Source organism: Stappia sp. P2PMeth1, assembly GCF_900185735.1.
GTDB lineage: Bacteria > Pseudomonadota > Alphaproteobacteria > Rhizobiales > Stappiaceae > Stappia.
This window is the reverse complement of record NZ_FYAW01000009.1, coordinates 437,434-451,923: the sequence shown is the minus strand read 5'-3', so window position 1 is coordinate 451,923 and position 14,490 is coordinate 437,434. Positions and strand designations below refer to the sequence as shown.

Annotated in this window: 12 protein-coding genes; 9 read left to right on the top strand and 3 right to left on the bottom strand. The window is 65.9% G+C overall.

The genetic code is table 11. From position 1 onward, the window contains the following. Window positions 1-210 precede the first annotated feature (210 nt). The 3 genes from phnF to P2PM1_RS05100 all read left to right on the top strand — a co-directional run bounded on the left by phnF (window position 211) and on the right by P2PM1_RS05100 (window position 2,759). A complete protein-coding gene (gene phnF, locus P2PM1_RS05110; protein ID WP_186398351.1) occupies window positions 211-969 on the top strand; it encodes a phosphonate metabolism transcriptional regulator PhnF in 759 nt (252 codons plus the stop codon). A 120-nt stretch (window positions 970-1,089) separates the two neighbouring features. Then, window positions 1,090-2,394 (top strand): FAD/NAD(P)-binding oxidoreductase, encoded by a 1,305-nt coding sequence (locus P2PM1_RS05105; protein ID WP_186388069.1) that lies wholly within the window; start codon window positions 1,090-1,092, stop codon window positions 2,392-2,394. 11 nt (window positions 2,395-2,405) lie between these two features. Next, window positions 2,406-2,759, top strand: a complete 354-nt coding sequence (locus P2PM1_RS05100) for a DUF5368 domain-containing protein (protein ID WP_186388070.1) — start codon at window positions 2,406-2,408, stop codon at window positions 2,757-2,759. Window positions 2,760-2,787: 28 nt separating this feature from the next. On the opposite strand, the gene argE is transcribed toward P2PM1_RS05100, so the two are convergent. Beyond that, on the bottom strand, window positions 2,788-3,951 hold the full coding sequence (gene argE / locus P2PM1_RS05095) for an acetylornithine deacetylase (protein WP_186398350.1): 1,164 nt from the start codon (window positions 3,949-3,951) through the stop codon (window positions 2,788-2,790). Window positions 3,952-3,969: 18 nt separating this feature from the next. Then, window positions 3,970-5,154, bottom strand: coding sequence for an ectoine hydrolase DoeA (doeA, locus tag P2PM1_RS05090; RefSeq protein WP_186398349.1), 1,185 nt, complete (start codon window positions 5,152-5,154; stop codon window positions 3,970-3,972). Window positions 5,155-5,346: 192 nt separating this feature from the next. Here doeA and P2PM1_RS05085 point away from each other — a divergent pair, with 192 nt between their 5' ends. The 3 genes from P2PM1_RS05085 to P2PM1_RS05075 all read left to right on the top strand — a co-directional run bounded on the left by P2PM1_RS05085 (window position 5,347) and on the right by P2PM1_RS05075 (window position 8,866). After that, window positions 5,347-5,832 (top strand): Lrp/AsnC family transcriptional regulator, encoded by a 486-nt coding sequence (locus tag P2PM1_RS05085; protein WP_208984856.1) that lies wholly within the window; start codon window positions 5,347-5,349, stop codon window positions 5,830-5,832. A 144-nt stretch (window positions 5,833-5,976) separates the two neighbouring features. Then, window positions 5,977-7,464 (top strand): NAD-dependent succinate-semialdehyde dehydrogenase, encoded by a 1,488-nt coding sequence (locus P2PM1_RS05080; RefSeq protein ID WP_186398348.1) that lies wholly within the window; start codon window positions 5,977-5,979, stop codon window positions 7,462-7,464. Between the two features lie 31 nt (window positions 7,465-7,495). Beyond that, window positions 7,496-8,866, top strand: coding sequence for an aspartate aminotransferase family protein (locus P2PM1_RS05075; protein ID WP_186398347.1), 1,371 nt, complete (start codon window positions 7,496-7,498; stop codon window positions 8,864-8,866). A 63-nt stretch (window positions 8,867-8,929) separates the two neighbouring features. Here P2PM1_RS05075 and P2PM1_RS05070 read toward each other — a convergent pair whose 3' ends face one another. Continuing rightward, the gene (locus tag P2PM1_RS05070) at window positions 8,930-9,430 is read right to left on the bottom strand and encodes a MarR family winged helix-turn-helix transcriptional regulator (RefSeq protein WP_244301407.1); all 501 of its coding nucleotides are present in this window, start codon (window positions 9,428-9,430) and stop codon (window positions 8,930-8,932) included. 214 nt (window positions 9,431-9,644) lie between these two features. On the opposite strand from P2PM1_RS05070, the gene P2PM1_RS05065 reads away from it, so the two are divergent. From P2PM1_RS05065 to P2PM1_RS05055, 3 genes are all read left to right on the top strand, one after another. Beyond that, window positions 9,645-11,420, top strand: a complete 1,776-nt coding sequence (locus P2PM1_RS05065; protein WP_186398346.1) for an N-acetylglutaminylglutamine amidotransferase — start codon at window positions 9,645-9,647, stop codon at window positions 11,418-11,420. 133 nt (window positions 11,421-11,553) lie between these two features. Continuing rightward, the gene (gene ngg, locus P2PM1_RS05060) at window positions 11,554-13,305 is read left to right on the top strand and encodes an N-acetylglutaminylglutamine synthetase (RefSeq protein ID WP_244301419.1); all 1,752 of its coding nucleotides are present in this window, start codon (window positions 11,554-11,556) and stop codon (window positions 13,303-13,305) included. Next, window positions 13,302-14,462, top strand: coding sequence for an osmoprotectant NAGGN system M42 family peptidase (locus tag P2PM1_RS05055; protein ID WP_186398344.1), 1,161 nt, complete (start codon window positions 13,302-13,304; stop codon window positions 14,460-14,462). The genes ngg and P2PM1_RS05055 overlap by 4 nt, the downstream gene beginning before the upstream one ends. The last annotated feature ends 28 nt before the right edge of the window (window positions 14,463-14,490 follow it).

Here is a 14,490-nt window from a genome sequence, read left to right as displayed (position 1 = left end):
GCCCATCGGCGCCGCCCAACATGCGCTACCTACATCCGTACACGTTATTTGTCTAGTATTATAGACAACCGACAGTTCACACTGTACGCGGATCGAGTGACGGAGGCATGACGGGCCGCGCCAATCCGCGATCCGACCGGGTGGCTGTCTGAGCCGGCGTCTTTGCTCTAGAAGGAAGATGGCGGCCGAACCGAGGGCGAAAGGAAGCGCATGACCGGCATTGAACGGCAAACGGGCGTTGCCCTGTGGCGGCAAATCGCCGACGAGATTCGCGCCGCCATCGGCAATGGCGATCATGACGACACAGGTCGCCTGCCGACAGAGGCGGTGCTCGCCGCCCGTTTCGACGTCAACCGCCACACCGTGCGTCAGGCTCTCGCAGCGCTTGCCCGAGAGGGCATCGTCGAAACCGTTCAGGGCCGTGGTACAGCCATCGTTCCGCGCCGCCGCGTGACCTATCCGATCGGCCCCCGCACCCGGTTTTCCGCCGGCCTCGGCGGACAGGTGACACAGGCCGTCACCCGTTTGATCGACGTATCGGAAGAGCCGGCCTCTGCCGACCTCGCCGCCCTGCTGCACCTGCAAGCGGGCGCGCCTCTCCTCAAGCTGGAAACGCTGGGCGAGGCAGACAGCATCCCCCTGTCGCGCGCCGTCCACTGGTTCGATGCACACCGGTTTGCCGGCCTGCCCGATGCTTACCGCCTGGAAGGGTCGATGACGCGGGCGCTCGCCGCTTGCGGCGTCCCGGACTATGTCCGTCTTTCGACCGAAATCTCGGCCGCTCCGGCCACCGCATCCGACAGGGCAGACCTTGCGCTGCAGCCTGGAGCCGTCGTGCTTCTCACCCGTTCGGTGAACGCGGATTCCGAAGGACACCCGATCCAGGCGAGCCACAGCCGCTTTGCGGCCGAACGGGTCAGTCTGTCGGTGGCCAACGACCGCGACAAACCCCTCCCGGCGCGCGGCTGAGAGCATCGCGCTTGCGCCAGATCACTGCATGACGTATATAATTTATATTATTCGCAACTACGAATGTAAAGGGGTGTTGGGCCGTTGAGCGAAACGCATCCCGATCAGGAGGAAACTGCCTTGCTTGCCAACAGACGACAGTTTCTCGCGCTGGCCGCCGCTGCGTCGGCGCTTGTCGCGCAGACTGGCTCCGCGCGTGCCCAACCGGTGGCGACCGGAGCACAGATCCTCATTCTTGGAGCCGGTGCTGCCGGCACGGCGCTTGCCAATCGTCTGGCGACGCGGCTGCCGGGTGCCCGGATTACGCTGCTCGACCCTCGTCAGGCACACTACTATCAACCCGGCTTCACCCTGATCGCCGCCGGCCTGAAGCCCGCATCCTACTCGGTCTCCACAACCGCCGAGTGGCTGCCCCGCAATGTCGACTGGATCGCGGAAGCTGCCGCGGAAGTCGATCCTGAGGCCAAGCGCGTGGTCACGACGTCCGGGCGCGCCCTCTCTTACGACTACCTTGTCGTCGCGACCGGCCTGAAGCTCGACTTCGACGCGATCGAGGGCATGTCGACGGATCTGATCGGCAGCAACGGCATCGGAGCCGTATATGCCGGCCCAGATCAGGCCGCCGCCACCTATGCGGAAATGAGCCGCTTCACGGAAAAGGGCGGCACCGCCCTCTTCACCCGCCCCGCGACCGAGATGAAATGCGCGGGCGCCCCGCTCAAATATGCCTTCCTCACCGACGATACGGCCAGACGCAAGGGCACCCGCGGCAAGGTGAAGATCATCTACGCCGCGCATGGCGGCGCCTTCTTCTCGGTGCCGATCGTCAACGAGAAGGTCCGCATGCTGTTCGAGGAGCGCGGCTTCGACACGGTCAAGAACCACGTGATGGTCGCCATCGACCCCGGCAAGCGCATCGCGACCTTCGATACGCCCGAAGGGCGCAAGGAGATCGGCTACGACTTCACCAACGTCATCCCGCCGATGCGGGCACCCGACGCGATCCGTTTCAACAGCCCGCTCTCCTGGCAGGAGGGCCCGTTTGCGGCTGACGGCTGGGTCGAGGTCGACAAGCATTCCTTGCGCCACCTGCGCTATCCCGAGGTCTTCGCCATCGGCGACATCGCCGGCGTTCCCAAGGGAAAGACGGCCGCCAGCGTCAAATGGCAGGTGCCCGTGGTCGAAGACCATATCGCGGCCCAGATCGCCGGCAAGGAAAGCACCGCCAGCTATGACGGCTACACGTCCTGCCCGCTGATCACCCGTATCGGCCGGGCCATGCTCGTCGAATTCGACTACAAGGACAATCTCGTCCCCTCCTTCCCCGGCCTGATCGCGCCGCTGGAGGAATTGTGGGTTTCCTGGCTGATGAAGGAGATCGCCCTGAAAGCCACCTACAACGCCATGCTGCGCGGCCGCGCCTAAGGGAGGACGCCATGAAGGAACTCACGCTTTCAACCATGATCGCCGTGTTCGAGGAGATGTTCGGACCGGCGCTGTTCTGGCTCCTCGTCGTGGTTGCCGCGGCGATCACGGTGGCCTTTATCTTCGTCCTGCTGCGCCAACGCCGCCTGGTCGGAAACTGGCTGCTGCGCGCCGAGTTGCTCGCCCCTATCGGAGCGCTCGCCGCGATCTACTTCGTGCTGACGATCACCAGTTCCGGTTTTTCCGATCTTGGCGGGCCGATCGACGCGATCGTGATGATCCTGATCGGCGTTGCCGGCGCCATCGGACTGACCATTCTTGCCTATGTGGCGCAGGCCCTGATCGGAAGCCGGCGGGTTCAGTAACGCCGCCCGTCGAAACGATGCCGGACGCTCACGCGACTGCGAGGCGTCCGGCAAGCCGTTCAAGCATCGCCAGACAGGCGTGCAACTGCTCCAGCGAAACGAACTCATCCGGCTTGTGAGCCTGGGCGATCGAGCCCGGCCCGCAGACGACCACCGACATGCCGAGTTGCTGGAAAAGCCCGGCCTCGGTTCCGAAGGACACCACATCGGCGCCGTTGGCGCCCGTCAGTTCGGCAACGATGCGCCGGGCCTCGTTTTCCTCGACCGGTTCGAGGCCAGCAACCTCGCCCACCACCTCGCGGCGGATCGAGGCCTGCGGATGCACGCTGCGCATGGCCGGCAACAACTCGTCATGGACATAGGCATCGATGGCCTCGCAGACGAAGGTGCGGTCAGCCTCGGTGACGGGGCGCATCTCCCAGTCGAGGCTGGCGAGCCCGGGGATGACGTTATGCGCCACCCCTCCCATCAGCCGCCCAAGCTGCAGCGTCGTCCAGGGCGGCTCGAAGCGGCTGGCAGCCGGCGCCCTCCCCTTCAACTGCTCCTTCAGCTCCATCAGTCGTATGCCGTAGCGCAACGCGTATTCCACCGCGTTGACGCCGGCATCGGGGACGGAGCCATGCCCTTCCAATCCGCGAAAGGTCGTTGTGTATTCGCAGCAGCCCTTGTGTCCCTCGATGATCCGCATTTCCGTCGGCTCGCCGATCACGGCGAGCGCCGGCCGCACCCCCATGCCGGGCAGCTCGCTCACCAGCTTGCGCGCGCCAAGGCAGCCGACCTCCTCGTCATAGGTCAGGCAGATGTGGACGGGGCGCGACAGCTTCGACGCGGCAAAGAGCGGCGCCGTCGCCAGCACCGCGGCGATGAACCCCTTCATGTCGCAGGCACCGCGCCCATAGAGCAGCCCGTCCGCCTCGCGCATGCGGAATGGATCGGATGACCAGTCCTGATCCGCCACCGGTACGACATCGCTGTGGCCGGACAGGACGATGCCGCCATCCTCGTTCGGACCGATGGTCGCGAACAAGTTGGCCTTGCTCCCGGTCTCGTCGACCATCACCCGGGTGTCGGCGCCGAGTTCTCCCAAGCGGTCGGCGGCCCAGGCGATGAGTTCCAGGTTGCTGTCGCTCGAAACGGTGGCGAAGGCGATCAACTCCGCGAGCAGGCTTTTCGTGTCGTCGATCAGCGCCATGCGGTCCCGCGTCCCATCTCAGTCCTTGACGAAGAGCGCGCGCGGGCGGTTGCACAGACACTCCGCCGGCCCGTCCTCCCGGATCAGGATGCTCTCGGTGATCTCGAGCCCCCAGTTGTCCATCCACAGGCCGGGCATGAAGTGAAAGGTCATGCCCGCTTCCAGCACCGTATCGTCTCCAGGGCGGAGCGAGATCGTCCGCTCGCCCCAGTCCGGCGGATAGGAGACGCCGATCGGATAGCCGCAACGCGCCGCCCGGTCGATGCCGGCGCGCTCCAGCGGAGCGCCCAGCGCCCGCGCAATGTCGCTGGCCCGGTTGCCCGCACGCGCAGCTTCCAGCCCCGCCTCAAGGCCCTCCACCAGTGCGGCCTCCGCGTCGAGCAGGTATTGCGGCGGCTTGCCGAGATAGACCGTTCGGCAGAAGGGCACGTGATAGCGGCGGTAGCAGCCGGCGATCTCGAAGAACGTCGCCGTGTCGGCGGCGATGTGCCGGCCGTCCCATGTCAGGTGCGGAGCGGCGGCATCCGAGCCGCTCGGCAGCAGCGGCACGATGGAGGGATAGTCGCCCCAGGCATCCTCGGTGCCGCGGATCGCATCGGCATAGATGTCGGCGACGAGATCCGTCTTGCGCATGCCGGGCTGAATCCGGTCGAAAATGCCGTCGATGATCTTCTCCGAGATCCGGGCGGCGCGACGCATGAACACCAGTTCCTCGTCGGACTTCACCGCGCGCTGCCAGTTCACCAGCGCCGTCGCATCGACAAAGGTCGCCTGCGGCAGCCCTTCCTGCAGGGTCAGGAAGGCCTTGGCGGAAAAATAGTAGTTCTCCAGCTCGACACCGATCCGGGCTTTCGCCAGACCCGCCTCGCGGATCAGTTCCGCCAGCGTCTGCATCGGATGGCAGATCGTCGACTGGACAAAGTGGTCCGGATAGAAGGCAACCCGTTCATCCGCCATCCAGACCGTGCGCACCGCGCCGTTCGCGTCCTGCCGCCGTCCCCACCAGATCGGATCGACGTCATGGAACACCAGCACGCCCTGGTGGACATAGAAGGACCAGCCGTCATAGCCGGTCAGCCAGGCCATGTTGGCGGGATCCTCGACGAACAGCACGTCGATATCCTTCTCGCGCATCGCCTTGCGGACCTTTTCGAGCCGCCTTGAGAACTCCGCATCAGAAAACGGAAGATCAGTGCCCGGCATTCCTGTCTCTCCTCGTCGGCCGGCTCCATCGACCGGAGGCTTCACGCGACCAGCCGGCAAATCGTTCTGCACTTTGCACGCTGGCCCCACCATTTGAAAACCCGTCAGACGGAGGCCGAGGTCGGCGTCTTGCACTGCCCAGTGTCGTCTGGCAGATGGACTCTCCTGCCTCAATCCCGCTATGACGCCTGCATGATCCGCCTCGACGACCGCGACATCGCCATTCTGAAGGTGCTTTCCCGCGAAGGCCGCCTGTCCAAGGCGGAGCTGGCGCGCCGGATAAATCTCAGCCCGACCCCCTGCTGGGAGCGTCTGAAGCGGCTCGAAAAAGCCGGGGTCATCGAGGGCTATCGGGCCGAGGTCGCCCTGCGCAAGACCGCCCCCCACGTCACCGTCTTTGTGACTCTGGAGCTGGAAAACCACAGTTCCGCGGCCTTTCAGGCCTTTGAGCGGGCTGTGGAGGCGTATCCGGAGATCGTCCAGTGCTGGGCGCTCGGTGGTGGTTTCGACTACCTGCTGCAGGTGGTCACCCGAGACGTCGACAGCTATCAGCGGCTGATCGACCGCCTCCTAGACCAGGGGCTCGGGCTTGCCCGCTACTACACCTACATCGTCACGAAACCGGTGAAGACCGGGTACGCCCCGCCCCTTGATCTGCTGCTTGGCAAGGCAGACTGATCGGCCTGCCGGTACGCCGCAAAAAAGACGAATCGTCTCCACGGCAGGTCTGGTTAAGACGCTTGTTCCCCCGTTTTCGCGCCATGCTGTCCCTGTGCCGCACATGGCGGCGCACTGACCCCAGCCACATGCGGGAGACGGAACATGACGGCACCGAACACCAGGTCCGCGGAACGGACCGCCCCCCTTCTCGACGATGCCCGCCTGCTCAGGCAGTTCTCCTATGTCGCCGGACGCTGGTCGGCGGCGGCGGACGGCCGCACCTTCCCGGTGCGCAACCCGGCCGACGGCAGCCGCATCGGCGACGTGGCAAGCCTGTCCGCGGACGAGGCGCGTGCCGCCATCGATCCCGCCCATCGCGCGTTTGCAGGCTGGTCGGCCCTGCTTCCGCAGGAGCGGGCGCATCTGCTGCGCCGCTGGTTTACGCTCATCTGCGACAACCGCGAAGACCTCGCCCGGCTGATGACGCTGGAGCAGGGCAAGCCGATTTCCGAGGCGCGCGGCGAGATCGACTATGCCGCCGCCTTTGTCGAGTTCTACGCCGAGGAAGCCCGCCGGCCGGACACGCAGAGCGTCACCTCGCACCTGCCGGACGCGGAGATGGAGACCTGGCTAGAGCCGGTCGGCGTGGCAGCGCTGATCACCCCCTGGAACTTCCCTTGCGCGATGATCACCCGCAAGGCGGCCGCGGCCCTTGCCGCTGGCTGCACCGTCCTCGTCCACCCCTCGCATGAGACGCCCTTCTCGGCCCTGGCGCTTGCCGAACTGGCGGAGCGCGCAGGCTTTCCGGCGGGCGTGTTCAACGTCGTCACCGGCGATGCGGCAACCATTGTCGGGACGTGGATGGAGGACACCCGCGTTCGCGCCGTATCCTTTACCGGCTCCACCGAAATCGGCCGCCTGATCTACCGGCAGGCCGCCTCGACGGTGAAACGTCTGGTGCTGGAACTCGGCGGCCACGCCCCCTTCCTCGTCTTTTCGGATGCCGATCTCGACCGCGCGGTCGCCGAGGCCATCAAGGCGAAGTTCGCCACCTCCGGTCAGGACTGCCTCGGCGCCAATCGCTTCCTCGTCGCCCGGCCGCTCTACAAGGCGTTCTGCAAGCGCTTCGCGGAAGCGGCTGCGGCGCTCTCCGTGGGGCCAGGGCTCGAAGACCCGGCCATCGGCCCCTTGATGAACGAGCGCGCCGTCGCCAAACAGGAAGCGCATGTCGCCGATGCGCTGGAGCGCGGCGCCAAGCTCCTCACCGGCGGCAAGCGCCTTCCGGCCGGTCCGCTCTTCTACGCGCCGACCGTGCTGTGCGACGTGCCGGAGGACGCGTTGATCATGCGCGAGGAGACCTTCGGCCCGGTAGCGGCGATCCGCCCCTTCGACAGCGAGGACGAGGCCGTCGGAATCGCGAATGACAGCGAATACGGCCTGATCGCTTACATCCACAGCGAGGACCCGCGCCGCATCTACCGCCTGTCGCGGGCCCTGCGCTACGGCATGGTCGCGGTCAATCGCACCAAGGTGACCGGAGCGCCGATTCCCTTCGGCGGCATGAAACAATCCGGCATCGGCCGGGAGGGCGCGGCTGACGGCATGCGCGCCTTCATGGACCTCAAATATGTCTGCCGCGACTGGGCCTGATGCCCATCGGCCTCAACCAAGGGAGCTATCCATGCTGACCAACGACCAGCTCGACAAGTGGGACCGGGAGAACTTCTTCCACCCCTCCACCCATCTGGCACAGCATGCGCGCGGCGAAAGCCCCTCGCGCATCGTCACCGGGGGTGAAGGCGTCTTCATCCAGGACCGTGACGGCAACCGCCTGCTGGATGCGTTCGCGGGGCTTTACTGCGTCAATGTCGGCTACGGCCGCACCGAGATCGCCGAGGCCATTGCCGCCCAGGCGAAGGAACTCGCCTACTATCACGCCTATGTCGGTCACGGCACCGAGACTTCGATCACGCTGGCGAAGATGGTCGTCGAGCGCGCACCCGCCAACATGTCGAAGGTCTATTTCGGCCTCGGCGGCTCGGATGCCAACGAGACCAACGTCAAGCTGGTCTGGTACTACAACAACGTCCTCGGCCGGCCACAGAAGAAGAAGATCATTTCGCGCTGGCGCGGCTATCACGGCTCCGGCCTGATGACCGGCTCGCTCACCGGCCTGGAGCTGTTCCACAAGAAGTTCGACCTGCCCTTCGCGCAGGTGCTCCATACCGAGGCGCCCTACTATTTCCGCCGCCCGGACCTCGACATGAGCGAGGCCGACTTCACGGCCCATTGCGTCGCCGAACTGGAAGAGCTGATCGCCAATGAGGGCGCCGACACCATCGCCGCCTTCATCGCCGAGCCGGTCCTGGGCACCGGAGGCATCGTGCCGCCGCCGGCTGGTTACTGGAACGAGATCCAGCGCGTGCTGAAGAAGCACGACATCCTGATGATCGCCGACGAGGTGGTCACCGGCTTCGGGCGTCTCGGCACCATGTTCGGCTCCGATCACTACGGCATCGAGGCCGACATCATCACCATCGCCAAGGGCCTGACCTCGGCCTATGCGCCGCTGTCCGGCTCGATCATCTCCAAAAAGGTCTGGGAGGTGCTGGAGCGCGGCACCGACGAGAACGGCCCGATCGGCCATGGCTGGACCTATTCCGCCCATCCGATCGGTGCCGCCGCCGGCGTCGCCAATCTCAAGCTCATCGACGACATGGGCCTGGTCGCCAATGCCCGCGAGACCGGCGCCTATTTCAACCAGGCCATGCGTGCCGCCCTCGCCGACCACCCGAAGGTCGGCGACGTGCGCGGCGAGGGGCTGCTGTGCGCGGTGGAATTCGTCAACGACAAGGCCTCGCGCCGCTTCTTCGACGCCTCCGCCAAGGTCGGCCCGGCGGTCGCCAGCGCCCTCCTGAAGCGCGGCGTCATCGGCCGTGCCATGCCCCAGGGCGACATCCTCGGCTTCGCGCCGCCGCTTTGCCTCACAAGCGCGGAGGCCGACCGCGTCGTCGAGGCGACGCGCGCCGCCGTCGCCGAGGTCTTTGCCTGAACCGGCAAATCGCCAACACGGCACAAGAGGGCTGGAGCACACGCTCCGGCCCTTTTTTCTGGCTTAGGCCGATAGACCTGCTTCGGCAGGGCCGTTGCCGGTTCCGCCTCCGGGCTCATCCGGCTCCAGCAGGTCGGCAACCGTGTGGAACGCCCGGATGATCGATGCCTGCTCCTCGGCGCTCATCGCCGCCATGCCGGAAAAGAAGCGTTTGTGAATGAGCGGCGGCGCCTCGGCCAGCACCGCCTTGCCGCTTTCCGTCAGCTCCGTGTGCACGATGCGGCGATCGATCGTACTCCTGCGCCGGGTGATGAGACCGCGCAGCTCAAGCTTCTCCAGGATCGTCACCGTCGTCGGCGGGCTGATATTCGCCACGCGCGAGATCTGCGCCGTTGTCGCCGCCGCGAAGTCCCGCACCGCGTTGAGCACGACGATCTGCGGGATCGTCAGGCCGGTCTCGCGCGCCACCCGCTTCGACCGGACATCCATCGCCTGCACGATCCGCCGGATCGAGCGAATGACATCGCTTGCATCCTTTTGGGCGGCTGCGCGTTCCTCCGTCACGGCTTTCTCCTAGCGCTGGATCCTATCCGATGGCTTGCACAAACAATTACAGCACAAAAGATTTGATTTCAAATGATTTGTATTCTAACTAATAGCGCAAGCCAGCCGCCGAAGCGACGGGCCCCGCGCCCTTTCTGGTGGCAGATGTCATCCGCAAGCCTCCGGGAAAACCGGCCTTGCGGCAACACGAGAAGCAGCAAAGGGGCTTCCTTTCATGTGCGGTATTGCCGGCGAATTTCGCTTCGATGGACAGTTTGCGGATGCGGAGGCGGTCGCCCGGATGACCGAGCGTCTGTCGCCGCGCGGTCCCGACGGATCCGGCGTGATGGCACAGGGGCCTGTGGCGCTTGGCCATCGGCGGCTGAAGATCATCGACCTGTCGGAGAAGGCGGCCCAGCCCATGGCCGATCCGGCGCTTGACCTCGCCATCGTCTTCAACGGCTGCATCTACAACTATCCGGAGCTGCGCAAGGAGCTGGAAGCCAAGGGCTACAGCTTCTTCTCTCATGGCGATACCGAGGTGATCCTCAAGGCATTCCACGCTTGGGGCGCCGACTGCGTGAAGCGGTTCCACGGCATGTTCGCCTTCGCCGTCCATGACCGCCGCGACGGGTCGGTCACGCTCGCCCGCGATCGCTTCGGCATCAAGCCGCTCTATCTTGCGGAAAAGGGCAAGCGCATCCGCTTTGCCTCCACCCTGCAGGCGCTGCTGGCCGCCGGCGACGTCGACACCGGCATCGACCGAGCGGCACTCGCCTGCTTCATGAGCTTCCATGCGGTGGTGCCGGCCCCGCGGACGATCCTCGCGGGCGTGCGCAAGCTGCCGCCGGCGACCGTGCGCCGGATCGAGGCGGACGGGCGCTCCAGCGAGCACCGTTACTGGAACGCCTCCTACACCCGCCACGAGGAAGACAGCAGCCTCTCCGCCGACGACTGGCGCGACCGGGTGCTCGAGGCGCTGCGCCTCGCCGTGCGTCGCCGCATGGTCTCGGACGTTCCGGTCGGCGTGCTGCTGTCCGGCGGCGTCGACAGCTCGCTGATCGTCGGCCTACTCGCCGAGGAGGGGCAGAAAGACCTGATGACCTTCTCCATCGGCTTCGAGGAGGCCAATGGCGAGAAGGGCGACGAGTTCGTCTATTCCGACCTGATCGCCGAACGCTTCGGCACTGATCATCACAAGATCTTCGTGCCCTCGGCCGATCTCATGACCTCGCTGCCCGACACCATCGCCGCCCAGTCGGAGCCGATGGTCTCCTACGACAATATCGGCTTCTTCCTGCTGAGCCGCGAGGTGTCCAAGCACATCAAGGTGGTGCAGTCGGGCCAGGGCGCCGACGAGGTGTTCGGCGGCTATCACTGGTACCCGCCGCTCGCCGGCTCCAACGACATCGTCGCCGATTATGCCCGCGTCTTCTTCGACCGTTCGCGCGAGACGCTCGGCCGCCACCTGTCGCCAGACTGGATGACAGACCGCGACGAGGCCCGCGACTTCGTGGCCGACCACCTGATGCAGGATGGGGCCGAAACGCCGGTCGACCGGGCGCTGCGCCTCGATGCCGAGATCATGCTGGTCGACGATCCCGTCAAGCGGGTCGACAATATGACCATGGCCTGGGGCCTGGAGGCGCGCGTTCCCTTCCTCGACCATGAGCTTGTCGAACTGGCCGCGCGCATTCCCCCGGAGCTGAAGCTGGCGCAGGGCGGCAAGGGCGTCCTCAAGGAGGCAGCGCGCAAGGTCGTCCCGCATGACGTGATCGACCGCAAGAAGGGCTACTTCCCCGTCCCCCAGCTCAAATACATCCAGGGACCCTATCTCGACATGGTGCGCGATGCGCTCACCTCGGCGCCGGCGCGCGAGCGCGGGCTGTTCCGGCAGGACTATCTCGATAGCCTCTTCGCCGACCCGACGGCCCATATCACGCCGCTGCAGGGCTCGGAACTCTGGCAAGTCGCCCTGCTCGAACTCTGGCTGCAGACCAACGACATCTGAGGATACGACGATGACGGCAAGCAAGACCGGCGGTACCGGGGGAAAGCGTGGCGAGGGATCGGGACGACCACCCCGCGAAACCCGCCAGAAGGACGCACGGCACCGGGACGCCTATTCTCATCGGCTCAAGCGTATGCGCGAGCACGGCCTGAAGCCCCCGATCGACAACCAGCCGAGCGACGCGCCGGCGGTCACCGTCGACTGCGCCCTAGACCTCGGCTGGGGACGCCTGATCTTCGGACAAACCTTCTCCGAGCCGGAACGGCTGGTCGCGACGCTGGAGGGCGAGTTGCCCGACCGTCGCGACATCGCCGTCTATGTGCGCGACCCGCATGTGCTGCTCGCCAACGCGCCGCAGGAGATCTTCCTCGACCCCTCGCACACGTTCCGCCTCGACCTCTCCACCTATCGGGCCGCCAAGCGGACGCCCTCGGGCTTCTTCCTGCGCCGCCTGACGTCACAGGCAGATGCGGAGGAGATCAACCGCATCTATGCCGCTCGGGGCATGGTTCCCGTGCCGCCGGACTTCTTCTGGTCAAAGCGCGACGCCCGTTCGATCTGCTATTTCGTGGCTGAGGATGAAGTCAGCGGCGAGATCCTCGGGACCGTTACCGGCGTCGACCATTTCCGCGCCTTCAACGATCCCGAGCGCGGTGCCTCGCTCTGGTGCCTCGCTGTCGATCCTCAGGCCCGGCATCCCGGCGTCGGCCAGGCTCTCGTGTGCCATCTGGCGGACTACTTCGCCGCGCGTGGCCTTGCCTATCTCGATCTCTCGGTCATGCACGACAACGAGCAGGCCATCGCACTCTACGAGAAGCTCGGCTTCCAGCGGGTGCCCTATTTCACCGTCAAACGAAAGAACCCCTTCAACGAAACCCTCTTCACCGGCCCTGACGTCGATGACGCGCTCAACCCCTATGCGACGATCATCGTGCGCGAGGCGCGCCGACGCGGCATCCGCGTCGAGGTGACCGACGCCGAACGCGGCTTCTTCTCCCTGTCGCAGGGCGGACGCACAATCCGTTGCCGCGAGAGCCTGAGCGAGCTTACCAGCGCCGTCGCCATGTCGATCTGCGACGACAAGACGGCCACGCGAAAGGTGGTCGAAGGGGCCGGCGTGCAGGTGCCGGCGCAGATCCTCGCCGATGCCGGCGACAGCGCGCTCCAGGATTTTCTGGCCCAGCATGGCAAGGTCGTTGTCAAACCGGCTCGCGGCGAGCAGGGTCGGGGCGTCTCCGTCGGGCTTGCGAGCATGGAGGACATGCGCGCGGCGATCGAGGAGGCCCGCCAGCTCTGCGACACGGTGCTGGTGGAGGAATTTGTCGAAGGACAGGATCTGCGGCTGGTCGTCATCAACTACCGCCTCGTCGCCGCCGCCGTCCGCCGGCCACCGAAGATCGTCGGCAACGGCCGCAGCAGCATTCGCGAGTTGATCGAGGCCCAGAGCCGCCGCCGCGCTGCCGCCACCGGGGGCGAGTCCCACATTCCGCTCGACGCCGAGACGCGGCGAACCATCGCCCAGGCCGGCCACGATCTGGAGGACGTGCTGACGAGCAGCGCCGAATTGCAGGTGCGCCGCACCGCCAATCTGCACACCGGCGGCACCATCCACGACGTCACCGACATCGTCCACCCGGCACTCGTCGAGGCGGCTGTCCGCTCGGCTCGCGCCATCGACATCCCGGTGACGGGCATCGATCTGATGGTCGCCTCGCCCACCGGCCCCGACTATCGTTTCATCGAGGCCAACGAGAGACCGGGCCTCGCCAACCACGAGCCGCAGCCGACGGCGGAACGCTTCGTCGACTTGCTGTTTCCGCTCTCGATGCCGGCGACCGCCCGCCAGGCCGTCATCGACCAGCATGCGAACCAGGGGGCGGCATGACGCGGCTGACCATCGATACCGATTATCTCGCGCAGACCCTGAAGGCACTGCTCGCGATCCCGAGCCCGACCGGCTACACCGACACCGTGGTGCGACACGTTTCGGCCGAGTTGGAACGGCTGGAGCTGCCGGTCGAACTGACCCGGCGCGGCGCCATCAGGGCGATCCGCCGCGGCCATCAGACGCGAGGCGCGCGCGCCCTTGTCTCGCATCTCGACACGCTCGGCGCCCAGGTGAAGTTCCTCAAGGACAATGGCCGGCTGTCGCTGGTTCCCATCGGCAACTGGTCGGCGCGTTTTGCCGAAGGCGCCCGCGTCACCCTGTTCTCGCATTCCGGCGCCTATCGCGGCACCATCCTGCCGCTGAAATCGTCGGGCCATACCTTCAACGACGAAATCGACACCTCTCCCATCGGCTGGGATCACGTGGAATTGCGCGTCGACGCGCTCGCCTTCGGCCGCGCCGATCTCGACCGGCTCGGCATCGAGATCGGCGATATCATCGCCATCGATCCGCAGCCGGAGTTCCCCGACAACGGGTTCATCATCTCCCGTCATCTCGACAACAAGGCCGGCGTCGCGGTGATGCTCGCCGCACTGAAGGCCATGACCGAGGCCGAGGCCGAAACACCGGTCGACATCCACTGGCTCTTCACCATCGCCGAGGAAGTCGGCGTCGGGGCTTCCTCGATCATCACCCACGACGTCGCCTCCCTGGTCGCCGTCGACAACGGCACCACCGCGCCGGGACAGAATTCGAGCGAGTTCGGCGTCACCTTCTCCATGGCCGACCAGACGGGCCCGTTCGACTATCATCTGACGAAGAAGCTGGTGGAGCTGTGCCAGGAGCACGACATCCGCTACCAGAAGGATGTCTTCCGCTACTATCGATCCGATTCCGCCAGTGCCATCGAGGCCGGCGCCGATGTGCGCACCGCATTGATCACCTTCGGCGTCGACAGTTCGCATGGCTATGAGCGCATCCACATGCATGCGCTGCGTTCGCTCGCCGAACTGATCACCGTCTATGCGTCGAGCCCGGTGGAGATCCCGCGCGACTACCAGGAAACGGCCGGCGTCTCCGGCTTCACCCGCCAGCCGACGGCGGAGGCGGAGCAGACGCTGACCCCCGACGCCGAGAACTCCGATCTGCCGTAGCGAACCTTCACGCCGCGCCACGGCACTG